The 25,394-nt window shown below is 35.7% G+C and carries 21 protein-coding genes and 3 tRNA genes; 20 read left to right on the forward strand and 4 right to left on the reverse strand.

From position 1 onward, the window contains the following. Window positions 1–66 precede the first annotated feature (66 nt). The 11 genes from pyrE (at window position 67) to HMPREF9009_RS06700 (ending at window position 10,054) form a co-directional block, all read left to right on the forward strand. Window positions 67–705 carry an orotate phosphoribosyltransferase gene (gene pyrE / locus HMPREF9009_RS06650; protein WP_004313008.1) on the forward strand — a complete coding sequence of 213 codons (639 nt, stop codon included), beginning with the start codon at window positions 67–69 and terminating at the stop codon, window positions 703–705. Window positions 706–799: 94 nt separating this feature from the next. Next, window positions 800–1,210, forward strand: a complete 411-nt coding sequence (locus HMPREF9009_RS06655; protein ID WP_008024483.1) for an SRPBCC family protein — start codon at window positions 800–802, stop codon at window positions 1,208–1,210. 10 nt (window positions 1,211–1,220) lie between these two features. After that, window positions 1,221–2,561 carry an argininosuccinate lyase gene (argH, locus tag HMPREF9009_RS06660; RefSeq protein WP_004305025.1) on the forward strand — a complete coding sequence of 447 codons (1,341 nt, stop codon included), beginning with the start codon at window positions 1,221–1,223 and terminating at the stop codon, window positions 2,559–2,561. Between the two features lie 93 nt (window positions 2,562–2,654). Then, window positions 2,655–2,727, forward strand: a tRNA-Gly gene (locus HMPREF9009_RS06665). Window positions 2,728–2,743: 16 nt separating this feature from the next. After that, window positions 2,744–2,827 (forward strand) — tRNA-Leu (locus HMPREF9009_RS06670). Window positions 2,828–2,984: 157 nt separating this feature from the next. Continuing rightward, window positions 2,985–4,190 carry a site-specific integrase gene (locus tag HMPREF9009_RS06675; protein WP_049701755.1) on the forward strand — a complete coding sequence of 402 codons (1,206 nt, stop codon included), beginning with the start codon at window positions 2,985–2,987 and terminating at the stop codon, window positions 4,188–4,190. Between the two features lie 66 nt (window positions 4,191–4,256). Then, complete coding sequence (locus HMPREF9009_RS06680; RefSeq protein ID WP_196046077.1) at window positions 4,257–5,255, forward strand: hypothetical protein; 999 nt, start codon at window positions 4,257–4,259, stop codon at window positions 5,253–5,255. Window positions 5,256–5,502: 247 nt separating this feature from the next. Further along, entirely contained in the window at window positions 5,503–5,991 is a 489-nt protein-coding gene (locus HMPREF9009_RS06685) for a hypothetical protein (RefSeq protein ID WP_007754370.1), read from the forward strand. Between the two features lie 68 nt (window positions 5,992–6,059). Further along, window positions 6,060–6,236 (forward strand): hypothetical protein, encoded by a 177-nt coding sequence (locus tag HMPREF9009_RS06690; RefSeq protein WP_007754371.1) that lies wholly within the window; start codon window positions 6,060–6,062, stop codon window positions 6,234–6,236. Next, window positions 6,220–8,025, forward strand: coding sequence for a DEAD/DEAH box helicase family protein (locus HMPREF9009_RS06695; protein WP_083444152.1), 1,806 nt, complete (start codon window positions 6,220–6,222; stop codon window positions 8,023–8,025). Before HMPREF9009_RS06690 ends, HMPREF9009_RS06695 begins: the two co-directional genes overlap by 17 nt. Window positions 8,026–8,245: 220 nt before the next feature. Then, on the forward strand, window positions 8,246–10,054 hold the full coding sequence (locus tag HMPREF9009_RS06700; protein WP_198154745.1) for a DEAD/DEAH box helicase family protein: 1,809 nt from the start codon (window positions 8,246–8,248) through the stop codon (window positions 10,052–10,054). 67 nt (window positions 10,055–10,121) lie between these two features. Here the strand turns inward: HMPREF9009_RS06700 and HMPREF9009_RS06705 are convergent, their stop codons facing one another. From HMPREF9009_RS06705 to HMPREF9009_RS06720, 4 genes are all read right to left on the reverse strand, one after another. After that, window positions 10,122–10,541 carry an exodeoxyribonuclease X C-terminal domain-containing protein gene (locus HMPREF9009_RS06705; RefSeq protein WP_049701758.1) on the reverse strand — a complete coding sequence of 140 codons (420 nt, stop codon included), beginning with the start codon at window positions 10,539–10,541 and terminating at the stop codon, window positions 10,122–10,124. Further along, window positions 10,538–11,212, reverse strand: a complete 675-nt coding sequence (locus HMPREF9009_RS06710) for a hypothetical protein (protein ID WP_049701759.1) — start codon at window positions 11,210–11,212, stop codon at window positions 10,538–10,540. Before HMPREF9009_RS06710 ends, HMPREF9009_RS06705 begins: the two co-directional genes overlap by 4 nt. After that, the gene (locus tag HMPREF9009_RS06715; protein WP_049701760.1) at window positions 11,199–12,209 is read right to left on the reverse strand and encodes a hypothetical protein; all 1,011 of its coding nucleotides are present in this window, start codon (window positions 12,207–12,209) and stop codon (window positions 11,199–11,201) included. Before HMPREF9009_RS06715 ends, HMPREF9009_RS06710 begins: the two co-directional genes overlap by 14 nt. A 147-nt stretch (window positions 12,210–12,356) precedes the next feature. Beyond that, window positions 12,357–12,542 carry a hypothetical protein gene (locus HMPREF9009_RS06720; protein WP_049701761.1) on the reverse strand — a complete coding sequence of 62 codons (186 nt, stop codon included), beginning with the start codon at window positions 12,540–12,542 and terminating at the stop codon, window positions 12,357–12,359. A gap of 760 nt (window positions 12,543–13,302) precedes the next feature. Between HMPREF9009_RS06720 and HMPREF9009_RS06725 the strand changes: the two genes are divergently transcribed. From HMPREF9009_RS06725 to HMPREF9009_RS06765, 9 genes are all read left to right on the forward strand, one after another. Then, window positions 13,303–14,328: a DUF3871 family protein gene (locus HMPREF9009_RS06725; RefSeq protein ID WP_049701762.1), complete on the forward strand. Its 1,026-nt coding sequence runs from the start codon at window positions 13,303–13,305 to the stop codon at window positions 14,326–14,328. 283 nt (window positions 14,329–14,611) lie between these two features. Next, window positions 14,612–15,247, forward strand: a complete 636-nt coding sequence (locus tag HMPREF9009_RS06730; protein WP_007754395.1) for a recombinase family protein — start codon at window positions 14,612–14,614, stop codon at window positions 15,245–15,247. Between the two features lie 577 nt (window positions 15,248–15,824). Continuing rightward, entirely contained in the window at window positions 15,825–16,184 is a 360-nt protein-coding gene (locus HMPREF9009_RS06735) for a DUF5640 domain-containing protein (RefSeq protein WP_049701763.1), read from the forward strand. 75 nt (window positions 16,185–16,259) lie between these two features. Further along, window positions 16,260–18,029: a leucine-rich repeat protein gene (locus HMPREF9009_RS06740; protein ID WP_049701764.1), complete on the forward strand. Its 1,770-nt coding sequence runs from the start codon at window positions 16,260–16,262 to the stop codon at window positions 18,027–18,029. Window positions 18,030–18,277: 248 nt separating this feature from the next. Beyond that, a tRNA-Leu gene (locus tag HMPREF9009_RS06745) sits at window positions 18,278–18,357 on the forward strand. 281 nt (window positions 18,358–18,638) lie between these two features. Continuing rightward, window positions 18,639–19,193 (forward strand): RNA polymerase sigma-70 factor, encoded by a 555-nt coding sequence (locus HMPREF9009_RS06750; protein ID WP_004310495.1) that lies wholly within the window; start codon window positions 18,639–18,641, stop codon window positions 19,191–19,193. Window positions 19,194–19,250: 57 nt separating this feature from the next. After that, window positions 19,251–20,237 carry a FecR family protein gene (locus HMPREF9009_RS06755; RefSeq protein WP_049701765.1) on the forward strand — a complete coding sequence of 329 codons (987 nt, stop codon included), beginning with the start codon at window positions 19,251–19,253 and terminating at the stop codon, window positions 20,235–20,237. Between the two features lie 161 nt (window positions 20,238–20,398). Further along, window positions 20,399–23,722, forward strand: coding sequence for a TonB-dependent receptor (locus tag HMPREF9009_RS06760; RefSeq protein WP_049701766.1), 3,324 nt, complete (start codon window positions 20,399–20,401; stop codon window positions 23,720–23,722). A 15-nt stretch (window positions 23,723–23,737) separates the two neighbouring features. Next, window positions 23,738–25,378, forward strand: a complete 1,641-nt coding sequence (locus HMPREF9009_RS06765; RefSeq protein WP_049701767.1) for a SusD/RagB family nutrient-binding outer membrane lipoprotein — start codon at window positions 23,738–23,740, stop codon at window positions 25,376–25,378. Window positions 25,379–25,394: the final 16 nt, after the last annotated feature.

A 25,394-nucleotide genomic window follows, 5' to 3' on the forward strand; every position in this document is an offset into this window, starting at 1 on the left:
ATTCTTCTTTTTATTCTCGTTCAATTTCTGTACTTTTGCGGCAAATAATTAATAGTTAGTTTAGTTATGAAAAACTTAGAGAGACTATTTGCGGAGAAACTGTTGAAGATTAAAGCTATTAAACTTCAACCCGCTAACCCTTTTACATGGGCTTCTGGATGGAAATCCCCCTTTTACTGTGACAACCGTAAAACTCTGTCCTATCCTTCTCTTCGTAATTTTGTGAAGATTGAAATTACACGTCTGATATTGGAACGATTCGGACAGGTGGATGCGATTGCTGGTGTGGCTACAGGTGCTATCCCGCAGGGAGCTTTAGTGGCTGATGCATTGAATCTACCGTTCGTGTATGTTCGTTCTACCCCCAAAGATCATGGATTGGAGAACCTGATTGAAGGTGAACTTCGTCCGGGTATGAAAGTCGTAGTCGTCGAGGATTTGATTTCTACAGGTGGTAGTAGTTTGAAGGCTGTTGAAGCAATTCGTCGCGATGGTTGCGAAGTGATCGGTATGGTTGCAGCTTATACGTATGGATTCCCGGTAGCAGAAGAGGCATTCAAAAATGCGAAGGTGACTTTGGTAACGTTGACCAATTATGAAGCAGTGCTTGATGTTGCTCTTCGTACAGGTTATATTGAAAAAGAAGACATACAGACATTGAACGAATGGCGTAAAGACCCTGCTCATTGGGATGCTGGAAAATAAGATTCATTTTTTGATCAAACATATTTGGAAAAAGAACTGTTCGGACAATATTTGGCCGGATTGTTCTTTTTTTGTTTTATACTAATAGAAGTTTATGAGTAATTTTGAGAGTAGTGTCAAGGTAATACCTTACAGCCAGGAGCGCGTATATAATAAACTTTCGGATTTAAGTAATCTGGAAGCAGTCAAAGACCGTTTGCCAAAAGATAAGGTGCAGGATTTGAGTTTTGATTCGGACACGTTGAGTTTTAGTGTTTCCCCTATTGGACAATTGACTTTGCAAATTGTAGAGCGCGATCCTTGTAAATGTATAAAGTTGGCGACAACTAACTCTCCTCTTCCCTTTAATATGTGGATTCAACTGGTTGAAACTGCAGAAGAAGAGTGTAAAGTGAAGGTTACTATCGGAATGGATCTAAATCCATTTATGAAAGCAATGGTGCAGAAACCTCTCCAGGAAGGTTTGGAGAAGATGGTTGATATGCTGGCAGTTATTGAATATTAAACTTTTTTTTATGGCACAGAAACTTTGGGAGAAGTCCGTACAGGTAAATAAGGATATCGAACGTTTCACGGTAGGTCGTGATCGTGAGATGGATCTTTATTTGGCCAAGCATGATGTGCTTGGTTCTATGGCTCATATTACGATGCTTGAAAGCATTGGGTTGTTGACAAAAGAAGAACTGGACCAGTTGCTGGTGGAATTGAAGAGTATTTATGCCTCGGCCGAAAAAGGTGAATTTGTGATAGAAGACGGGGTGGAAGATGTACATTCGCAGGTAGAATTGATGTTGACCCGTCGTTTGGGTGATATCGGAAAGAAAATACATAGTGGCCGTTCCAGAAATGATCAGGTTCTGTTGGACTTGAAACTTTTTACCCGTACGCAAATAAAAGAGGTTGCCGAAGCGGTAGAACAACTATTTCATGTCTTGATCCGTCAGAGCGAACGATATAAAAACGTTTTGATGCCGGGATATACACACCTGCAGATTGCAATGCCTTCTTCTTTTGGCTTGTGGTTTGGTGCCTATGCCGAGAGTCTTATGGACGATATGCTGTTTTTGCAGGCAGCATTTAAAATGTGCAATCGTAATCCATTAGGTTCAGCAGCCGGATATGGTTCGTCTTTTCCTCTGAACCGTACCATGACGACTGACTTATTAGGTTTTGATTCAATGAATTACAATGTTGTATATGCTCAAATGGGGCGTGGAAAGATGGAACGCAATGTTGCTTTTGCATTGGCTACGATTGCCGGAACAATTTCCAAATTAGCTTTTGACGCCTGTATGTTTAACAGTCAAAACTTCGGTTTCGTCAAGTTGCCCGATGACTGCACCACAGGATCCAGCATTATGCCTCATAAGAAGAATCCTGATGTGTTTGAACTGACACGTGCTAAATGTAATAAATTGCAATCGCTTCCCCAGCAGATTATGATGATTGCGAACAATCTGCCTTCCGGCTATTTCCGTGATTTGCAGATTATCAAAGAAGTTTTCCTTCCTGCTTTTCAGGAATTGAAAGACTGTTTGCAGATGACAACCTATATCATGAATGAAATAAAGGTAAATGAACATATTCTTGATGATGACAAATACCTTCTTATTTTTAGTGTGGAAGAGGTAAATCGTTTGGCACGTGAAGGTATGCCTTTCCGTGATGCATATAAAAAGGTAGGTTTGGATATTGAAGCAGGTAAATTCTCGCATACTAAAGAAGTACACCATACTCATGAAGGTAGTATAGGTAACCTCTGTAATGCAGAAATCTCCGCATTGATGCAGCAAGTGATCGATGGATTCAACTTTTGCGGAATGGAGAAAGCGGAGAAAGCACTGCTTGGAAGATAAAATAAACTTTCGGAGGATAGTTTTTTAAACTTTCCTCCGAAAAGATTTGGCAGAAACAAGTAAACTACTTATCTTTGCACCCGTTGAAAAAACGCGGAAATAGCTCAGTTGGTAGAGCATAACCTTGCCAAGGTTAGGGTCGCGAGTTCGAGTCTCGTTTTCCGCTCTTTCTTTGAAAGGATGCTCGAATGGTGGAATGGTAGACACGAAGGACTTAAAATCCTTTGGCCATTGCGGCTGTGCGGGTTCAAGTCCCGCTTCGAGTACGAGTATTCCTGATTAAAAGCTCTGTAAATCTTTGATTTACGGAGCTTTTTGTTTTTCTGCATTTTCTTAAGATAAACTGTCCTTGGGCTTTAAATTAAGTAACATTTCCTACGAATTATGCGGTTCATGTAAACCAAGATGTAAACCGAAAAATGTATGAAAGCGACAGTTAATGTGTTGTGTTACAAGTCAAAAACTCTTCGTAATGGAGAGCATCCGCTTATGATTTGTGTGTGTAAAGAGGGTAAACGAAAGTATATCAGTCTTGGGATTTCGGTAAAACCTAATAATTGGGACTTTGAGAAGAATAAACCTAAGCGCAATTGTCCTAATAGGGAGCAAATTATTAAGCTTCTAAATGAGCAAGAACAGAAGTATTCAGAACAGATACTGGAATTCTCTATGGAACAACGGGAATATTCGCCTGCCACCTTGGTTGAAGCGGTTGCTCCGGCAAGGAAGGTAAAGACTGTTGGTGATTTGTTTAATGAATATATAGCTCAACTGAAGGGTGAAGGCAGGTTAGGGTATGCGCTTTCTGTTCAGCAAGTTTGTAATTCATTGTGCAAGTTCAGAGGTCATTTGGATATATATTTCTCTGATATAGATGTTAATTGGCTGAAATCTTATGAATCATGGTTGAGGTGTAATAAGTTGGCTGATAATACAATTGGTATTCGTTTTAGAACTTTGCGGGCTATATATAATCTAGCCCTTGTGGAGGGATTGGTAAAAGCAGATAATTATCCATTCAAAAAGTATAAGGTTTCTAAGTTACATAAGGAGACAGCTAAGCGTGCAATAACAAAAGAGCAGGTGAAGCAGGTTATTGAGTATGATGTGTCAAAATCTCGCTTTTATAAGAGATTGGCAGTTGATATGTTTACGTTCTCTTACTTAATGGGTGGTATTAATTTCACTGACATGGCGTTTCTTACTGATAAGAACTTTGAAGGTGAACGTTTGGTGTATATTCGTCAGAAAACGAAGAAACAAATAATGTTACCATTACAAGAGAAGGCAATTGAGATAGTGAATCGTTATCGTTCCTCACAACGTAAATATGTATTTCCCATATTGGATAATAGAGAACGAACTCCACGCCAGATAAGAAACCGAATATATGATGTATTGGATAATGTCAACGGATATTTAGCTGATATTGGGAAGGAATTGGGTATTGAATTGAAGATTTCCAGTTATACGGCTCGACATTCTTATGCGACAGTCTTGAAGCGTTCGGGAGTTTCAACATCTGTAATCAGTGAATCTTTGGGACATAGTTCCGAACGGGTGACACAGATTTATTTGGATAGCTTTGAAAATAAACAATTAGATGATGCAATGAAGAATCTTCTTTAAAATAAAATGTCGCTTTGCTTTTATGGTGAAGCGACATTTTTTATTTTTGTGACAAAGTTTGAAAATATGGAATATCAGATAATACCAATCAATACGATAAAACGAATCGAATCATGGCTGAATAGTGAAGTGGGATTCAGCCGTTCAATGTTTCATAATGAACTGGACTATATATCTGATGTATATCTTTTGGGTAATAAGTTCCCAATGGAAATACAGGATTTGTACTTGTCCATAAAGAAGGAAGAGCAGGAGATTCCCTATCCTAATTGCGGGACAGATGAGGACAAATATGAATTTAGCATGACTGTGGGAAAGAATTTAGTCCTTGAAAGTGGTAATTTTAAAGCCGAGTATATTGAAACATTGTGGAATACATACAATAAAGATGAAGACGAAGCTTATGAACAGCAAGACCAAGATGTATTTTACGCTATTCTTCTTATTGTAAGTATCTACTATAAATACACACAGACCAATGGCTATTTTGATTTTGAGGATTATATTGCTGACCCAACGCAACTAAAGTATAGTTATTCTGTCAGACCGGATATGCTACGTCTTTACAAGATGTTTCATGAGAAGAAAAAGACCAAGAGTAATATTGTCACGATTGAATATAACAAACAGAAAATAGAACTTACGAATGATGATAGTTGGTTTCTCAATATGATAACTCCATATCTTGATAAATATTTAGGAGTTTCAACTTTGGAAGAAGCGGAAACGGAATTGGATAAAGATTATCCCAGTATAGGTAAAAGAGGCAGGAAACGCGAAAATGCGATACTTGATACGATAACTCTTAGTATATATAACCTACTACGCCACTCATCATTTGCAGCCAAAGGTAAAGGATTAACAGATAACGAGGGGAATTTTATTCTTGAGTTACTGAAATATCTCAAACTGATTGATGAGGACAGTCCTAAAAATGACATATTGAATTTGCGGGCTACAATCAGGAACTTACAAAAATATGAAGTTCGTCCAAATTGGTGGAAAATCCCCATGTGCAAAACGTCTCCCAATAATCCGGTTGAACATTTAAAATCATATTGGTAAAACATATAAAGATAAAAAATGATAGCCTTTATTTAATTGATGATTATTGTGTAAATATACATAATTTGTTGATATATTGTGATTTATGATATTTGTGATTACATAAAGAATTAAGCATAAAAAAAGGGATTTCTTTATGTTTTTTTCTTCATTTCATACGCTTCTATTTCTCCGTAGTTTTGCAGCGTAATCAAAAACAAAGGTGCGCACCTCGTTTGAGATTCATTAATGTTTAATTTTAAAAAAAATGAAGATTATGAATTTGGAATTTGTAGAAAAGAAAGTAGTTAAGTCTTATGATAATGAAGGTGCAATGCAAACTGTAAAGGCAATGATGAAAAGAGGTGAGCAATTGAATGTTAAGTTTTACACTAACAAGGATAACTATCCATGCGCTTGGATTGAATCCAAAAAGATTCAAGGTTTCTGTTTGATATTGAATCAAGAAGGATTAAGTTGGTTACGTACTTATTTGGAAACAGGAGAAGCGGAAGATTTTGGTTTTAATCCTAATAGTGTTACGGCTTATGGTGAGGGAGAAGATAAGGATTTTCAACTATCAATTTTTAAGCAACTGATTTTAGCGGGAAAAGCATTACAATTTGTTCCTACGTTTCGTGAGTATGGAGCGAAAATTACTGCCAGTGCTTTTTTCAGAAAAGGAAAGATTTTCTTCCGGTTGGAAAGGACAGAAGAGTTATATGATTATTTATTGGAAAAAGAATTGATAGCATAATTGAATTATTAACGGGGGAAGGCGCAATTCCTTCCCTATATTTATAAATCTATTAAAATTTAAGATGTATGAAAAAGTTAAATGTAAAACCAGTAGAAGAATTGTCCCAGTTCATTAATGAAGCTAAAACTCCTGGAAATTTGTTGCAAGATGCACCCGATTTTGATGCAATCAAGCAGGAAGAGTACGAAAATGAAGGAATGGATGTGATAGACGTTAATGAGGAAGATGACAATAGAAATTAATCTTAATGAACTCGGTAGGGTGCAATACCTTACCGAAGTTCTTCCCGAAATTCCCACGAATACAATTCTTTATAAGAAGTTGACCGGACTTGGTGCTACCTATGGAGAAATCACCGCAAAACGTAACTCGATTATCATTGAGCCGAATGTTCCTGTTATTATCGGTAAATGTAATGACCCTAAACATAAAGATGATAATCTGTTCGGAGTATATGAAGGTGTATATACTGACGATATCATAAAATATTTGGAGAAGAGTAAGAATAAGTATTATAAGATACTTACTACTCCCGAAAGTTTTCAGAAAGTAAAGGACGCATTTGAAGAACTGGAAATGAGTGCGTATTGTTCTTGTTTTCTTCTGTTTGATGAATGTCATAAGCTAGTGAAGGATGCGGATTACCGGAATAACATAACACTACCGATAGATGATTTCTTTAAATTTGACCAAAAAGCATTGGTCTCTGCCACACCAATAGAATTGAATGACCCTCGATTTAAGGAGCAGAACTTTCAGACGATAGAAATACAGCCGACTTTCGATTATAAAAAGGAGATTTGGCTTCATCATACGAATAATACGCTGCAAGCATTTAAAGATACACTATCCAAGCTAAATAATGAGGAAGCTGCACCACTTCCGATTTGTGTGTTTATCAATTCAACTGATATTATATATTCATTGATGAAGCAACTAGATTTATTGGAAGATTCCGCAGTCTTTTGTGCCCCTAAGAGTGTTGATAAGTTGGGAAGGAATAAATTTACCAATGCCTATGAACAGTACAGTATTGATAAAATGAAATGGTACAATTTTTTCACTAGCCGTTTTTTCAATGCTGTGGATATTGAGTTAGAACAGAAACCTCATGTAATAATGTTAACCGATGTTTACTTTGCAGAACATACAATGATAGACCCTTATACTGATGCTATCCAGATGGTTGGACGATTCAGAAATGGTGTATCATCAATTACACACATTAGTAACGTTAAAGAAGGTATACCACAAAGAACGAAAGAAGAAATAAAAGGATATATCGTTTGCAGCAAGGAGATATATCGAACAATGAAGAACTTTTATGATTGTGCAGCAGACAGGGCTTCCCGTGATGCTTACCGTGCTGCACTGGAAAGTCTTCCTTTTAATAAGATGCTTGATAGGAACGGGAGAGAGAATTGGTTTGCAATAGACAACTACATAGATGAGGAATTGATGAAAAATTATTATTACGATAAAGGCTCTCTAAACGAGGCATACGATAATTGTGATTCATTTATTTCTTATCAACATGGATTTTACTATTCGATAGGTGACTTTGAACGGCTAAAGAGGGAAAATAAATCTCAATCCATTAAAGACAAGCGTAAAGAGATAGTCCGCCAGTTGGAGATGTTGGGAGATTGTGTTACTGAAATGGAACTGGAATACAAGCGGGATTTAATTGCGGCTGATTCATTTATTGTTGAAGCTTATGATACAGTAGGTAAGGAAGTGATTGAACAACTCAAATATTCCAAAAAGAAAATCATGGAAGCCATGATACGGAAGCAATACAGCGAGAAGGCAACCGGAACAGAGGTAATTCGCTTAATAAAGAACTCATTTACTGTTGGTCAAAAATACACTCGTAAATATACAAAAGAAGAAATAAAGAGAATTTATGCTCTATTGAATATACATCCCCCTAAAGCCATAACAAGTAAGACTATAAGCGATTTTTTTATGGTGTCCGAATGTAAGGTCAAGGGTGAAAGATGTTATTTGTTGATTGAGGAAATCCTATAATGTGAAGGACATTTTTACCGAAAAAATACTTTTATAGACCCTGTTCGAAAAATGTCCTATTTCGAGGATGCTATTTTTGGTCGATTTTTCTCGTTACATTTTTTTGCAGATTATAGCTATATAAAAAATATGGAAAGTCAGGAAAATGGTAGTACAGGTATTTATAAAGTATTAATTTTGTAGTCGATGATAGCGTTACAATTTTTTCTGAATAATAGACATGAAAAAACTAGAAATCCAAGAACATGACGGCTTTCTTGATTTAGAAGACCTTCCTCATAATTGTATCTTTAATAAAGTAGTCACAGGTTGTGGCGGAACAACAATTGCTCTTAAAAATGGTGAGAATTATGTGATTGTAGTTCCTACCACTGAATTAATAGAAAACAAGTGTTATCCACCTAAAGATGAGAACGGAAATAGTATTGTGTGGAAGGCTGAAAATAGAAAGGCAGGATTGAGTCCGGTTAGAAATCTTTTCGGATTGTATGGTACATTCACTCCTACATTAAAGAAAGGATTAAAAGAATATCTTTCTAAAGAAGGAACGAAAAAAATAATGTGTACTTATGATAAGATACCTTCTCTAGTTTCTCTTATTATCCCCAAAGAGTATAGGTTATTAGTTGACGAATATCATAATCTCTTGAAAATATATTCTTATAGAAAAGAAGCCGTAGAAGGAGTATTGGAACATTTTAATGAGTTTAAATCATATTGTTTTATGTCTGCTACTCCAATTGCCATGGATTTCAAACCGGATGCTTTAAAAGACGTGGAAGAATATATTGCTGATTGGAAACATATAGAGCCTTTAACGATTCTACCTTATAAAACCAATAGAGCTTATATGCTTACTGCAAATCTTATTAAAGCGTATCAGAGAGAGGGATATATAAAAAAAGATGAATTGAAATCATACGAAGCTTACTTCTTTATAAACAGTGTCACAGAAATAAAGAAAATATTAGAATATACTCATCTTACAAATGATGATTGCAGGATTATTTGTGCTGATGAAGACAAGAACCGTAGAACATTAGGGGAATATCAGATATCTAGTTCTACGGATGCGCCAAAGAAATTTAATTTCATAACTTCCAAATCGTTTGAAGGAGTGGATTTTTATTCTGAAACAGGTATCTGTTATGTCGTGAGTAATATTCATAATGAACATACTTTACTAAGTGTTGATATGGATATTCCCCAAATTGCAGGGAGAATAAGAAATACAAATAATCCGTTTAGAAATTTGGTCGTTCATATTTTCAATACAAGACCAAAAGACTACTATGAAAATTATGAGGATGCAAAAAAGGAGATAGAAAAAGACTTGGAATATGCTGAAGAAAGGGCTACTGCATATAACCGACTTTCGATAGGAGCAAAGAAGCAACAAAAGTCAGATTTAGGTAAATCCTCATTTCTCAAATATGATAAAAAAAATGATGAGTTTATTGTTAATGATATGGCAGCTAAAGTTGTACTCTATAATTATAGGTTAATGAATAGCATATATCGTTCACAGAAAGATTTAGTTGCTGAATATGAGAGGGCAGGTATATTACATTCCAAAGTGGAATGGGTGCAACTAGACGACAACTTTATAAAGCCTGTTTGTAAGAAGCCTACATTCTTGGAAACATTTATCTTGTATGCTGATATGAAATATTGTTTGGATATTGAAGCAAAACAGAGCATTGAAAAAGAATATCCTTTCATAAGAGACGCTTTGTGTAAATTGGGAGTGGAACAGGTGAAAAAGTTAAGAAGTATGAAGGCTGTAAAAGTTGCTCTTGAAGCTTTAAAAAAAGAGAATATTTGTGCTGATAGTGATATTGGTCAACGCCTAAAAACATTATTAACGATTGGTGCATTTATGCCTTCTAAGGAACTGAAGGCGATTGCACAACAATTTGGAATGAAGAAGCCTATGAACTTAAAAGAATGGGTTGAACTGGAAGCTGGAACTCAACGAATCGAGGGAAAGCCAACTAGGGGATATTTGATTAAGAGATTTATTGATTAATTTTAAACCATAAAAATAGCCGCAAGCGAGTACACTTACAAATGTGCTCAACTGCGGCTTTTATTATTCAATCAATATTCCAATAAGCGTCTGGATTACCGTCAAAAATAGTGTCTATTTCATCATCATTGTATCCCATTTCATCTTGTGCATAGAAGCCATTATATTTCTCATTAGTTTTATTTTCAAAATAGTCACTATCGTAGTAGAAATCATTATTGTCTTCTAACATGGTAGTCATATTACTAGCTTCCTCTAATCTTTGTATTCTTTTGTTTTCAAAATCATTAGATATATAAAAATGGGGATAGACTTGTTTTAATTCTTCTATTGCAGAATCATAAATTAGAAATTCCATATTGGAAATGCTGTTCATGCACCAATAAATATATTGATAATCCCAGTCAATAACATCGCTTAATGCCATGCCCTTGTATTGACCAAATTTAAAAGTGTCTGATAGAGAATAGAATTGCGAAACTATCATAATATATTTATTTCAGAAGGGTCTAAAATTAGGTATGAAACGTTGCCTGTGATATGGTTTACATATCGACATAGAACTTGGAATTCAAAGCAAAAACACCCAAGTTCATTATCATGGGGTTGTCTATACATAACAAATGAACCTTTAGGTGCTATATGAAAAGCTTGATGTTTATTACCAAGATGAAATTTGGTGTTTACTTGCTCGGTTTCTCCCGATTCTGTTTTAAAAACAACGATATTGTTATTTATGATACTGCTGATATACTTAATTGCTTCGTCATGTGTTTTGAAACCATTGCATCTACCAGTATCTAAATAAGAAAGACATTTTAATATTACATCGTAATTTAAATTAGGAGAATAGACATATTTTACGTCGCATTCAATGTCTTCCTGGTTATATGAAATTTTTTTATAGTATGGTAGTGCTTTGCTATCTGATACGATTCTATTACTATATACAGCGAAAGTATCTATTCTTGGGTGGATATCTATAATTTCATTATATATGATTCTTCCTGTTTTAACAGGAATGAAACCGTAGATTTCTAGAGTTTTAATTAAATGGCTTGATGCTATTTGTCCACTCTTTAATTCTTTTCCTTGTTCAATATAATTTTTAACGTTATTATTCTTATTATCCATACTTTCAATATTAAATGGTTTCATAAAGCTCAAATTCATGTTCTATTTCACTATACAAGTCACTATAATCATAGCGATTATCTAGATTATCAATAATACATTTGGTAATAAATAAAACTTGTCGAATATATTTTCTATCTGGACAATGATGCTTTATCATTAGTCGAAATCTAGCTGTTTCGCTTTCCTTTTGATTCTTTCGAAATTTAGAACAAAGATTTTCTGTTCCTATAACAACACTTTGAGTATCACTTATGGCTCTATTGGAAGATACTTGCATTATCCCTAACGTCATTTCTTTCTTTGTTATTTTAATTAGACAACGCTCGACAAATCTAATAATTGGTGGTCTATTGAAATTTTCAAAAATTAGAATGGCAATGATTGTAGTGTTTATTTGTATGTTTTGATTGGAAATTTTGTCTATTATATTCCAATATTCTTTCTTGTAATGTGAATATTTTTTTAGGATATATCTTTTCTTTCTTTGTTTCAGCTCTGGTAGATAAGCCCTTGAAGTCTCATACGGCTCCTTTGGTAATATTTCTTCTGTTCTGTTTCCTACTTGGTATAAGAATATAATTATCAATAGCCAAATTTCATTTTTTATTTCAGAAAAATCAGGTAATAGATTATCTACAGAGTTAATGAATTTGCTACATATAATTGAAGATATTGTTAAAATGGACGAGTAATAGAATATTATCCTCCACCAGTTTACAATACTTGAACGCTCGTATAAAAATATAGTTATAATCCTAATTAGGATATAATAATAGACAACATTTATGATGTTAAATAGGAACTGATTGCAATGAAAATATTGTAATATTGCAACCATAATAATAAGATAGACAATTGGGCCAAAAACTTTTATAACAAAATTAAAAGATAAAGCTTCATCTTTATCGTCTAATAGAGAAAATTTTACATATCCTCTTGAATAAGATTTACTTCCAATCCAGTTTTGGATAAGAAATAATGCAAGAGCCATAAATAAATGAATAGTTGTAGCTACCATAATAATCTTTTTCTGCAAAAATACGATTATTTTAATTATGCTACTTATATGACAATAGAAAAATATGAATAAATATATCGTTGGTTAATGGCTGTAAGTATTGCTTTATTAACGATGATTTACACGTTGTCGGTGATACCGGAGGACTTATTTCTTCTTGTAAGAGGGCGGCAGCTTTATTTTTGCCAGTTGTTCGTATAGTTCTGCATACTTCTTTCTTAAATAATCTCTGTCTATTTTGATTGTTACCTTGTGATTAACAATGTGTTCTGTTGTTTCATCTGTAAGGGTGGTACTTGTGTCAGGTGTTATTGGGATTCTTGTCTCAATCATGGGATTTTAAATAAAATGTTTTTCTAATGTGGTTAATCTGTATTCTCTGTTTTTGATAGCCTTGTGTTTGTATCCATACACCGATATGGACTTTATTATCTCTGATTCCGTGTTTCAAGGCTAATTCACGTAATTCTTGATAGGTATATACTTCTGACATGGTAGGTAATAAGAAGAAATTTTCATAACCACAAGCGGTAGGGCAGACGTCAAATTGCCCTACTTTTTATGGTTATGCTACAAAAATGAAAAAGGTCGTCTAATACTAGTATATAGGCGACTGCAATAAAATCTATCAGACATGGCTTTATCTATGAAAGACTGCGAAGAAATGAATTTACCACATTGATAGTAATTGGGAAATGGAGATAAAAAGCCCTCAATGTAATACGGTAATCCTTCCTTCATGGGATACACAAATTTACGAATAATTGGGGAAGCTAAAAAATGAATGATACTCATTCTTCAAACATTGGTTATATGGTTATGCCACATTCTGTAATGGTCTAAAGTAGTTCCATTTGTGGAGAGTAGAAAGATATGCGTGCAATAAAGTACAGGTACTTATATATAATCCCCCCTACCTATAAAAATAAGAGCTTAAATATATATCAGCTCATTTCTCCTATGATTTACTGAATTGAAAGTTACATGAACACATGAACAGTAGTTCTAACGTCCCCCGAGGGTAGTTGGAGAGAAATGAAATATATTTCAATCCACGTAATCAATTTATAAATCATTTAAAATTTTATTCGTTATGAGAAATCTACAAATTATTGGCAATGTGCCACAGGTAAGAAGAGAAAGTAACTTTGGTGAGTATGCAGAAGAAGCGGTAATAATCGAAGAACAACCAAAAGTTAAAAAAGAGAATCCTCATTTCTTGGAAGCTAATACACTAGAGGTAACAATGCAACATTTAAAAGAAGATTGTATTACACCCGTATTCGCCAAAGATAATGAGCTTACAATTCCTCACCCTGCATTTATTGATACTGTTTATGACGCTGCAAATACGTTTTTCAGTGGTGAAAGTATTGATAAGCCCGATATTCGTGTAAGTCACATTATCAAGGGGAGAATACCCGAAGCAATACACAAACCTGCAAATCAACTTCTTGAAAGTGACAAGACTATCTACTACGAAAGATGTGCTTTTATTATTCAGATTCCTACGATTTACGAAACGGTGAACGGGAATAAGTTAATATTAACTATTGGTGGTGTTCGTGCTTATAATCACACTAATCTTTATTCAAAGAAAGGAGCAGAACGATTTAAAGTGTTTATTGGCTTTATTTGTAAGGTTTGTACAAACTTGTGTGTGTCAACAGACGGTTTTCTTAGTTGCTTGGAAGTTACTAATACCAAAGATTTATATCGGGCTGTATTAGAAATGTTTCAGAGTTATCAACCTGCAAAACATCTACATTTAATGCAAACACTTAGTAACTCATATCTCACAGAACACCAATTTTGCCAATTACTTGGGAGAATGAGACTTTATCAATCATTGCCACAAGGTTATCAGAAAGATATTCCTAAAATGCTCATCACTGATTCGCAGATAAATACAGTTGCAAAAGCATATATCAATGATAAGAACTTTGGGAGCTTGGGGAATGATATTAGTATGTGGAAATTGTACAATCTATTGACAGGAGCAAACAAGAGCAGTTATATAGATTCATTCTTGGATAGAGCGGTAAATGCAACCGAAATAGCAACGGGTATAAATGCCGCTTTGCATGGAGACACTAAATATAAGTGGTTTATTGATTGATTAAACAGGGGAATATTCAGAAATGGGTATTCTCCTATTTTATTAACTACGTAAAATAAAGAATCATGTTTTATTATAAGATACTTGTTTGGCTCTTTTGGGTGGTATTGTCTTTTATAACAGGTTGTGTTCCGTTAATCTTGCTTATTCTTTTAGTTGGCTTATGGGATATTGAGGAAGCGAATAAACCTCGTTAGTGTTCAAAACTGGAATGTGTTCAAATAAATTTGTAAAGGTGGTTTGAACACATTCTTTCATGTTATCAATTTAATCAAAGAATAAAATGAAAACAGCCGTAATATACGCTCGTGTTTCGTCAAGTAATGACAGACAGGACACGAGCAGACAAATAGAGGATTTAAAGAAATATGCTATCTCACAGGATATAGAAATTGTGAATATATTCCAGGAGCATATTTCAGGTGCAAAGAAAATAGAGGAAAGACAGATTTTAGGGGAGTGTTTGGAATACTGTAAACGTGAATCTGTGAATATCCTACTTTTGTCTGAATTGTCAAGACTAGGAAGAAGTACATTACAGGTTCTTCGCTCTTTGGATATATTGCATGAATCGAAAGTGTCGGTTTACATACAGAACTTGGGCTTATATACTTTGCAACCAAATGGGGAAGTTAATCCAATAGCTTCTATCATGGTGACAGTACTTGCAGAAATGGCAAATATCGAAAGAAGCAATATTCAATACCGTTTGAATAGTGGTAGGGCAAATTATATTGCCAAAGGTGGTAAACTTGGCAGAAAGACAGGTTCAACCAAAACGGATGATAAGAAAAAAGAGGAATATAAAGAAGTCATTGCTTTACTAAGAAAAGGCTATTCAATCAGAAATATAGCTAAGCTACAAAGTATTGGTATTTCCACCGTTCAACGGATAAAAAATCAGTTTATAAAGCCATAAGCATGAAATATCGGTGGGGTGGAAAAATTCAGAGATTTAGTTTTTATATGGGTAGTCTTGATTTTTTCCACTACCATAAATTTATAAAGCAGAAATAACCCTCAACTTTTAATAAACAATAGTTCTTGCTATTACAAACGCTTTTTGTAACTTTGTGGCAATTTCAGATGCCTAATGTGTTAGGTCTGAAAGGACATATTAGTTAACGAAGAGCGTTTAAGATATTATCTCATATTGGAATCTGGACAATTTCGAAGGTTGAAGATAATAGGCAAGAACGCTCACGTCAATGTTATATACCTATCTTGTTAAGATAGTCTATATATCGTTTGGCGTGGGCTATTGTTTATTATTCAACCTTGGGCAGTCCAGAGCCTCAATATGATAATATTCAATAGTTTCCACGCCTTTTTCATTGTGTAATACTATCCAAAGGGAACAGGGTAGATAAAACGATATATAACTACGAATCAGACATTAAGAAACAACTTTTGCTACTATCTTTTAAGTAGCCAACTCAATTTTTGAGCAGCTTATACTACAATTAATTTATTAACAAAAAGATTATTTACAGAATATGAAAACATTTAGATTGTTTGCGACTTTATTGGTTATTGCTTTATGTGCAGGTTTTACTTCTTGTAGCGATGATGATGAAGATGAAAATCCGTTAGTAGGTGTTTGGTCTTATACGTGGGGAGGTGGAAACAAAGAAATTGTTACTTTTAAATCAGACGGTAAAGGAACTTGGGAATCTTATGATGTGTATGATGATGAGTCTAATACAGAATCATTCTCTTATACATTTGACGGTAGTACTAAGTTGGTTCTTGATTGGGGAGATGATGACCCTGAAACTTATACAGTTGAAATTTCCGATAACAGCTTGAAGTTAATCGAAGAAGGAGGGCATACAGAAACTTTTATTAAACAATAATTGGGATTTAACCGTATAGTGCTAGTCTTATTAGGCTAGCATTTACTCCTTTACTGTTTTTAAATGAATGAAATAATGAGAAATAATTATATTGTATTTATTAGTAGCATTGTATATGCGCTTCTTGTATTGATAGGTTGTGGAGATGATAATCTTGTCAACGATTCAAGAGAGGAAGAAAGCCATGATGTTGAGACTATATTAATACCTTTGGGAGAAAGTGAAGGGTATTTTGAAAAAGGAATCTGTTTTACCTCAAATAATGAGGAGAAAACTTTAACTTTCGAGACTAACAAGAAATGGAATATTGCTATACCAACTAATATAGAATGGTGTACTGTTTCCTCTAATAATGGAGTAGCAGGTACTGTATCACTGACGATAAAAGTAACAGAGAACACATTTTATGATGAACGTAATGCTATATTAACTTTGAAAGTCGGAGAAATAGAAAAAAGAATAAAGATTACTCAAAAACAGCAAGACGCACTTTTAGTATCATCAAATATTTTTGAGTTGGATAAATCTAACCATATAATTGATGTTGAAGTAAAATCGAATATAGAATATGAAGTCATTATTCCGCCAGCATATCAAAGTTGGATTGTTCAAAATAATAAATCTCGCTCTTTGTCTAGCAATATTTTATCATTTACTGTACAGTATAGTTGGGAATATGATAAACGTGAAGGGGAAATTATAATTCGAGGAAATGATAAATCAGAGACAATACATATTTATCAAACAGGAGAAGGAATGTTACTTACTTCAGCTAAGTATTTAGTAAGTGATAGTGAAGAAATGATTACTGTTAGAGTTAAAAGTAATTTTGATTTTAAGGTAAAATTACCTGCTGTGGATTGGATACAAGAAGCATCACATACTCGTGGAATATCAAGTCATACTCTTTATTATACTATCAAACAAAATACAACGGATAAAATTCGCTGTGCAAGTTTACTATTTTATGATGAAAAAAGTGATGTTAAACGGGAGGTGCAGATAATACAAGGTGGTAAAAATCGGATAGAAGGGGGAAAAGCTGTCATATTCTTAAGTGAAGGAGGGACATTAAGTAATTATATTAGTGATGACAAAAAGAATGAAATAACGGACTTAACTCTTGGAGGTTATGTAAATGGTGATGATATGTTGTTTGTTAGGGAGATGTCCCGAACAAATGTATATGGTGATGAGTATGTAACAAACGGAAAGTTGACTAAGCTTGATTTGTCTAATGCATTTTTTGTTGGTGGAGGGACATATTATATACATAATCATCAACAGTATACTACCAAATCCAATACTATACCTATTAGATTATTTCACAATTGTAGGACTTTGCAAGAAATAGTCCTTCCTGATAATATAACCAAAATAGAAGAATATGCTTTTTTTTGTTGTACTCAGTTGTCGAAAATTAATTTACATGATAATATTTCAGAAATAGGTAATGCTAGTTTCCATAAGTGTACATCGCTAAAGACAGTGAAGTTACCGTCTAATTTAAATAAAATAAGCAAACAGCTGTTTATTTCGTCGGGAATAAAAGATATTGATATTCCAGAGGCTGTGACTACTATTGAGACAGAAGCGTTTTTGGGCTGTGGTCTAAAAAAAATAAATATAGGTTCAAATTTAAAGAATATAGGGTATAATATATTTTGGGGGTGTTCTGCTAATATTGAGGTACATATAAAAACTCGGATTGCTCCATATTCCGCAGCTTCTATTTTTAATTCTGACCAAGCTAAATATACTAAATTATATGTTCCTAAAGGGTGTTTTAATTCTTACAGTACTACTTCTCCTTGGCGTGAGATAAGGAATATATATGAAGAATAATCGTCATCGATAAAAACAGCATTTGAAGAAATTCATTTGCTGTTTTTTTATTATCAATATGCTGTAATTTGACTATTGGAACAAATAATTTCATTACTTTTGTAGTGCAGTATTATACTGCAAAGGGATTATTAACGTATTGAATAACTTATCTTGTTTTACATGGTTGATGTAAACCAATATGTAAACCACATGGGTACATTGATAGATGTAAATTAGGTAATGTGTTGATTTATAGCCATTAGGATGCTCGAATGGTGACCCGGCACGAAGGACTTAAAATCCTTTGGCCATTGCGGCTGTGCGGGTTCAAGTCCCGCTTCGAGTACGAGTATTCTTTATAAGGCTTCATGAATCATTGATTCATGAAGCCTTTTTATTTTTATGGGTGTATAATATACATTTTATTTATTTTCTGGAAAGTTCTATATGATAGCTGCTTGGAAGAAATAAACCAAAAAAGAGTTATAATATTTTTTTATTGTGTTATTAATCTTTTATTTTGCTTTTAGATTATGATTTAATGTATAATATTATATTGAATCATTCCTTAGACCTAAATATATGTAATATTTGATTTAACCGCTAACACTGAAAAATACTAGAGAGATGGAGAATAATGACAGGCAGATTGAATTAAAGTTTCAGAGGTTTTTCACTGTGAATTTTCCAAAGGTAAAGAACTTTGCTCAAATGCTGCTAAAATCGGAAGCGGATGCAGAAGATGTGGCTCAAGATGTTTTCTGTAAGCTCTGGTTGCAGCCTGAGTTGTGGCTGGATAATGATAAAGAACTAGACAATTATATTTTTATAATGACTAGAAATATAGTTCTGAATATCTTTAAACATCAACAGGTAGAACAGGAATATCAGTCGGAAGTTATAGAGAAGACTCTTCTTTATGAATTAACAGAAAAGGAAGAGATCTTGAATAACGTATATTATAAGGAGATGTTGATGATTATTCAACTCACCCTGGAGAAAATGCCGAAGCGTCGGAGGTTGATATTCGAACTTAGTCGTTTCAGGGGATTAAGTCATAAAGAAATAGCTGATAAACTCGATGTTTCTATCCGAACAATAGAGCATCAGGTTTATTTAGCATTGATCGAATTAAAGAAAGTACTCCTCTTTTTTATTTTTTTCTCTAATATTTTTAAGTAGTATGTATGTAGTAGTTGTATTTAGTGTATAAAGCCCAAAAAAGAAAGAAAAAGATTCATGAAAAATTATATTCAACAACTCGTAGAATTATTCGGCCATAATAGCTATTCAGCCGGAACACAGAAGAAAGTGCAACAGTGGTTGGCTGATGAGGAGCATGTTGATGAAAAGAGTGAGGCTCTTCGTGAGCTTTGGAAACAAGCAGGAGAACAGAAAGTGCCTGATGGCATACAACAATCAATACAACGAATGCGGCAGAATCTGGGAATGCAGTCTATCACTTCACGTAGAAATTACCAGTTGCTTATATGGAGAGCTGCAGCTATTTTCTTGTTAGCAGTCTCATCCGTTTCTATTTATTTGATGTTGGAAAAGGAACGGCCGGAAAAAGATTTAGTTGAATGCTATATACCGACAGCGGAAATTCGTGAACTTACATTACCGGATGGTACAAATGTCATGCTGAATTCGAAGAGTATACTACTATATCCGGAAAAATTTACAGGAGAGACTAGAAGCGTATATTTGATTGGTGAGGCCAACTTTAAAGTGAAACCGGATAAGAAGCATCCTTTCATTGTAAAGGCCAATGATTATCAAGTTACTGCTTTAGGTACTGAATTTAATGTAAATGCTTATCCGGAAAATAGCGAACTGATGGCTACTTTGCTGGAAGGTAGTGTGAAAGTTGAATTCAATAACTTGCTGTCCAATATTATTTTAAAGCCTAATGAACAGTTGGTATATGACAAACATACGAAAGCGCACAATCTGCGGATGCCTGAGATAGATGATGTGACGGCATGGCAACGTGGGGAATTGGTTTTTAGTAATATGTATCTGGAGGATATTTTTACAAGTCTTGAACGCAAATTTCCTTATGCTTTTGTATATAGCCTTCATAGCTTGAAAAAGAATACATATAGTTTCCGCTTCTCCAAACAGGCGAATCTGGAGGAAGTTATGAAGATTATATCGCAAGTTGTAGGAAATGTAAACTATGTTATCAAGGGAAATAAGTGCTATGTAACTAGTAAAGAATAAATATATTGTAGAACCTTTTAAATTTAATACGTAATGCAAAAAAATACCCGGAAGGAATGGCCGTTCCTCCCGGATATGAAATCAATCTCTTTTAATATTAGCGTAATATTGACGCTATTCTGAATGATCCTAGAATAATAACCAATTAACTAATACTAAAGATGCTACAAATCTACGAAAAAATAGCAGAAAAAATAGCTCATAAGCGGGTCTTTCTCACTTTTTTAAGTCTTATTCTTATACAGACTTTCGCTTTGGCTCAAAATGATAGTAAAATAACTATCCAGCAAAAGAACATCACTGTCATTGATGCCTTAAAAACTGTGGAAAAACAGTCTAAAAAGTCTATAAATTATAGTGATTCCGAATTAAAAGGAAAAGTAATAGCCCAGTTAAACTTGCGGAACGCATCCCTCGAAACCGCACTTGATACCATCTTAAAAGGGACGGGCTTTTCATTCCAGATTCAAGGTAACTACATCATAATAGCTGAAAAGAAGCCTGTAGTTGCACAAACCCTTAAAAATATCAAAGGAAAGGTTACTGATGAAAGCGGTGAACCGTTGATTGGAGTAAATATATCTGTGGATGGTAGTTCTACAGGTACGATTACCGATTTCGATGGTAACTTTACGATCAAGGCGGCAGAGAAATCTATTCTCAAAGTATCTTATATCGGATATGCTGCACAGATAATTCCTGTTTCCAAGAAAGATTTCTATCCGGTTGTAATGAAGCAGGATACAGAAGTGCTCGATGAAGTTGTTGTGACGGCATTGGGTATCAAACGTGCAGAAAAGGCGTTGTCTTACAATGTACAACAAGTCAAGGGAGATGCTCTGACTACGGTAAAAGATGCTAACTTCGTAAACTCGCTGAACGGTAAGATAGCCGGAGTGAGTATAAACAAAAGTGCTAGTGGAGTTGGTGGTGCGACACGTGTTGTAATGCGTGGTGCAAAATCTATTGAAGGTGATAATAATGCTTTGTATGTGGTGGACGGTATTCCTTTGTTCAATACCAATATGGGAAATACCGACAGTGGTATTATGGGTGAAGGTAAGGCCGGAACAGAAGGAATCGCCGACTTCAATCCCGAAGATATTGAAAGTCTTTCTGTTTTGAGTGGTCCTTCGGCTGCTGCGTTGTATGGTAGTAGTGCCGCTAACGGTGTAATTTTGATTACCACTAAAAAAGGAAAAGAAGGAAAACTTTCAGTGCAGTTCTCTTCTTCTTCAGAGTTCAGCAAAGCTTATATGACTCCTGAGTTTCAAAATACGTATGGTAACAAAAAAGATATGTATGAAAGCTGGGGTGAGAAACTGTTGACTCCTACAAGTTATGATCCTAAGAAGGATTTCTTTAATACCGGAACAAACTTTATTAATTCGGTTACGTTGACCACCGGTACGAAATCGAATCAGACTTTTGCTTCTGTTTCTTCTACCAATTCCAAAGGTATTGTACCTAATAATGAATATGATCGTTTGAATTTCACAATCCGTAATACGGCAACTTTCCTTAATGATAAATTACAACTCGATTTAGGTGCGTCGTATGTGAAACAGAAAGACAAGAATATGGTATCGCAAGGACAATATTGGAATCCGGTGATGGCCGCCTATTTGTTCCCTCGTGGTGAAGACTTTGATGGAATTAAGTCATTCGAACATTTCGATGAAAGTCGCCAACTTCCGGTTCAGTATTGGCCGGTGGCAGATCCGGTATATGCTTCACAGAACCCTTACTGGACTGCTTATCGCAATGTAGCTACGAATGAAAAGAGTCGTTATATGTTCAACGTAGGGTTGACTTATAATATTACCGATTGGTTGAATGCGACAGCCCGTTTCAGAATGGATGACACACATGTATTGTTTGAACGCAAGATTTACGCTTCATCCGACGATAAATTTGCGGAAGGAAAGAAAGGACTGTATGGATACAATAACTATGAAGACCGTCAGGAATATGCCGACTTTATGTTGAACGTAAATAAACATATAGCTGATTTCAGTATTTCTGCCAATGCGGGTTGGAACTATTCTAACTATTGGGCATTGGAGAGAGGATACAAAGGGACATTATTGGGAGTGCCCAATAAATTTGCGGCTTCTAATATCGATCCGGCTAATGGTCGTATCTCAGAAAAGGGTGGTGATAGTCGTGTACGTAATCATGCTGTTTTTGCCAATTTGGAACTTGGTTGGAAGAGTATGCTTTATTTGACGCTGACCGGACGTAATGACTGGAATTCACGTTTGGTGAATACCGATGAAGAATCTTTCTTCTATCCCTCAATCGGTCTGTCCGGGATTATTTCCGAGATGGTCAAATTGCCCGAATTTATCTCTTACCTGAAAGTTCGTGGTTCGTATACGGAAGTCGGTGCGCCTGTATCCCGTTCGGGACTGACTCCGGGTACGGTAACTACCCCTATTGTGGGTGGTGCATTAGATCCTACCGGTATCTATCCGTTTACTGATTTCAAGGCAGAGCGTACAAAGTCATACGAATTTGGATTAAGTCTGAAGTTGTGGAATAAATTAAGTGCGGAGGTAACCTACTATCATTCTAATACATACAATCAGACCTTCTTGGGTGATCTTCCGGAATATACCGGATACAAGCAGATTTATTTGCAGGCCGGTAATGTGGAAAATCGTGGTTGGGAGGCTTCATTAAGCTATTCCGATCAGTTTAAGTTCGGATTAGGAATCTCTTCAACATTGACATTCTCTCGAAATATAAACGAGATTAAGGAGATGGTTGAAAACTATCATACGGATTTGATGGATGAACCGATTAATATTCCGGAGGTTTTGAAGGATGGTGGTCGTGTCATCTTGAAAGAAGGCGGAAGTATCCACGATATTTATGCCAACACCTTCTTGAAGAAAGACCACCTGGGATATGTTGAGGTAAAGAGCGACGGAACCTTTGGAATGGAAAAGGGGGAACCTGTTTATTTGGGAAAAACTTCTCCTGACTTTAATCTGGGATGGAGTAATATGTTGACATACAAAGGCTTTGGACTCGGATTCCAAATCAACGGGCGTTTTGGTGGTGTGGTGACCTCTTCTACAGAGGCATTGCTTGATCGTTACGGTGTGTCCAAACGTTCGGCTGAGGCTCGTGAAGCGGGAGGCGTATTGTTGAAGGGACAAGGTCTGGTAGATGCGAAGTCTTATTATCAGATGACAGGTACGGGAAATTATGAAACTTCCGGTTACTATGTATACAGTGCCACCAATATTCGTTTGCAAGAACTTACCTTTAGCTATACTATGCCTAATAAGTGGTTTGGTAACGTGTTGAAAGATGTTACAGTTTCGTTTATAGCCAACAATCCTTGGATGTTGTATTGCGAAGCTCCGTTCGATCCGGAACTGACTCCTTCCACTAGTACTTACGGACAAGGTAATGATTATTTTATGCAACCGAGTGTTCGTAGCTTTGGCTTCGGTATTAAATTTAAATTATAATACACCTTCTTTATTATGAGAAAAATGAATCATTTTAAACTATTAGCGGTGATATGCGCAATGGCGCTATTTGCCTCATGCAATTTTGAAGAAATCAATACCAACCAATTTGAGATGAGCGACGGAGAAGGTGCGATGGATGGTTTTGAAGTCGGAGGGCTGATTACAGCTATGCAACGGACAGTGATTCCCGTAGGCACACAGGCTGATGATACAGATGTTATCAATGAATATCAAATAGCTTATCATCTGTCGGCCGATAATTGGAGTGGATTTTTTGGCGAGAACAACAGTAACGGTTGGAACGCAGGTAGTAACAATACTACTTATTATTTGTTGGACAATTGGATAAAAGCGACCTATACACAGTCTTATACCAATGCTCTTGATCCTTGGAAGAAATTGAAAATAGCGTCCGAGAAAAATGGTACGCCCGAAGTCTTTGCTTTGGCTCAAATTCTGAAGATTTCCGCTTGGCACAAGACACTTGAAAGTTTCGGTCCGATGCCTTATTCTCATGCGGCGGACGCTACAATGAACATTCCGTTCGATTCGGAGAAAGAGGTGTATACGGCGATGTTTGAAGAATTGACCGCAGCCATTGAAGAATTAACGGAAAAGGCGGAAAATGGGGTGAATGTAATGGGCGCTTATGATGCGGTATATGCCGGAGATGCTACCAAATGGGTGAAATACGGCAATTCGCTGATGCTTCGTTTGGCTATGCGTGTCCGCTTCGCTGATGCGGAACTGGCGAAAAAGTATGCTACTCAAGCAGTGAATCATTCTATTGGCGTGATGACGGCTAAGGATGATGCGGCTCAAATGAGTCAAGGAGCGGGTATGACTTTCCGCAACAACATTGAATGGTTGGCAGGCAACTATAATGAAGCTCGTATGGGTTCTTCCATCTTTTCTTATCTGATGGGATATGAAGACCCGCGTTTGAGCGTTTATTTTTTGCCGATGGATGGTAATGCCTCTTATGGTGTTGAGGCTTTCGACGGAAAAACGTATCAAGCGGTGCCGGCAGGGCATGCCAATGCGCAGAATGACATCTACAAATCTTGCTCAAAGCCCAATATTCAAAGTGGAACTCCTACATATTGGCTGCGTGCATCGGAAGTTTATTTTTTGCGTGCGGAAGCAGCTTTAGTGTGGGAAGGTTTCGGCAGTGCGGATTCATGGTATAAACAGGGCATTGATATGTCTTTTCAGGAGAATGGTGTGACCGATCCTGTAGACGATTATATGAATTCCAATTTGTCACCTCGGGCATATGTTTTTTCCCATTATCAGTATGGGCAAACACTTTCTGCTCCGTGTGAGACTACTGCCAAGTTTGAAGGAACAACAGAGCAGAAGTTGGAAAAAATTATGATTCAGAAGTGGATTGCTTTGTTTCCTAACGGACAGGAAGCGTGGACGGAATGGAGAAGAACCGGTTATCCGAAGTTGAATGTCATTAAGACTTTGAAAGGAGCAGTGCAGGGCGCAACTCTTGAGGGCGGTATTCGCCGTATGATTTATCCCACCAGTTTTTCTCAGACTAACGAGGGAAAGGCTATTTATGAAGCAGCCTTGAAGTTGTTCAATAACGGTGCAGGTGGCGAAGATAAGTCTTCTACCCGTTTGTGGTGGGATTGTAAGAGATAACCTACATGTATCATTT

Origin of the sequence: Bacteroides sp. 3_1_13 (genome assembly GCF_001185845.1) — a bacterium.
Classification (GTDB): Bacteria; Bacteroidota; Bacteroidia; order Bacteroidales; family Bacteroidaceae; genus Bacteroides; species Bacteroides xylanisolvens.

Bases quoted from the DNA above. Each gene is read 5' to 3' on its own strand.
- HMPREF9009_RS06655 (WP_008024483.1), top strand. From the start codon at position 800: ATGAGTAATTTTGAGAGTAGTGTCAAGGTAATACCTTACAGCCAGGAG.
- HMPREF9009_RS06675 (WP_049701755.1), top strand. From the start codon at position 2,985: ATGAAAGCGACAGTTAATGTGTTGTGTTACAAGTCAAAAACTCTTCGT.
- HMPREF9009_RS06715 (WP_049701760.1), bottom strand. From the start codon at position 12,209: ATGGTAGCTACAACTATTCATTTATTTATGGCTCTTGCATTATTTCTT.
- HMPREF9009_RS06735 (WP_049701763.1), top strand. From the start codon at position 15,825: ATGAAAACATTTAGATTGTTTGCGACTTTATTGGTTATTGCTTTATGT.
- HMPREF9009_RS06690 (WP_007754371.1), top strand. From the start codon at position 6,060: ATGAAAAAGTTAAATGTAAAACCAGTAGAAGAATTGTCCCAGTTCATT.
- HMPREF9009_RS06725 (WP_049701762.1), top strand. From the start codon at position 13,303: ATGAGAAATCTACAAATTATTGGCAATGTGCCACAGGTAAGAAGAGAA.
- argH (WP_004305025.1), top strand. From the start codon at position 1,221: ATGGCACAGAAACTTTGGGAGAAGTCCGTACAGGTAAATAAGGATATC.
- HMPREF9009_RS06700 (WP_198154745.1), top strand. From the start codon at position 8,246: ATGAAAAAACTAGAAATCCAAGAACATGACGGCTTTCTTGATTTAGAA.
- HMPREF9009_RS06680 (WP_196046077.1), top strand. From the start codon at position 4,257: ATGGAATATCAGATAATACCAATCAATACGATAAAACGAATCGAATCA.
- HMPREF9009_RS06705 (WP_049701758.1), bottom strand. From the start codon at position 10,541: ATGATAGTTTCGCAATTCTATTCTCTATCAGACACTTTTAAATTTGGT.
- HMPREF9009_RS06730 (WP_007754395.1), top strand. From the start codon at position 14,612: ATGAAAACAGCCGTAATATACGCTCGTGTTTCGTCAAGTAATGACAGA.
- HMPREF9009_RS06720 (WP_049701761.1), bottom strand. From the start codon at position 12,542: ATGATTGAGACAAGAATCCCAATAACACCTGACACAAGTACCACCCTT.
- HMPREF9009_RS06685 (WP_007754370.1), top strand. From the start codon at position 5,503: ATGAAGATTATGAATTTGGAATTTGTAGAAAAGAAAGTAGTTAAGTCT.
- HMPREF9009_RS06755 (WP_049701765.1), top strand. From the start codon at position 19,251: ATGAAAAATTATATTCAACAACTCGTAGAATTATTCGGCCATAATAGC.
- HMPREF9009_RS06765 (WP_049701767.1), top strand. From the start codon at position 23,738: ATGAGAAAAATGAATCATTTTAAACTATTAGCGGTGATATGCGCAATG.
- HMPREF9009_RS06750 (WP_004310495.1), top strand. From the start codon at position 18,639: ATGGAGAATAATGACAGGCAGATTGAATTAAAGTTTCAGAGGTTTTTC.
- HMPREF9009_RS06710 (WP_049701759.1), bottom strand. From the start codon at position 11,212: ATGAAACCATTTAATATTGAAAGTATGGATAATAAGAATAATAACGTT.
- HMPREF9009_RS06695 (WP_083444152.1), top strand. From the start codon at position 6,220: ATGACAATAGAAATTAATCTTAATGAACTCGGTAGGGTGCAATACCTT.
- HMPREF9009_RS06740 (WP_049701764.1), top strand. From the start codon at position 16,260: ATGAGAAATAATTATATTGTATTTATTAGTAGCATTGTATATGCGCTT.
- pyrE (WP_004313008.1), top strand. From the start codon at position 67: ATGAAAAACTTAGAGAGACTATTTGCGGAGAAACTGTTGAAGATTAAA.
- HMPREF9009_RS06760 (WP_049701766.1), top strand. From the start codon at position 20,399: ATGCTACAAATCTACGAAAAAATAGCAGAAAAAATAGCTCATAAGCGG.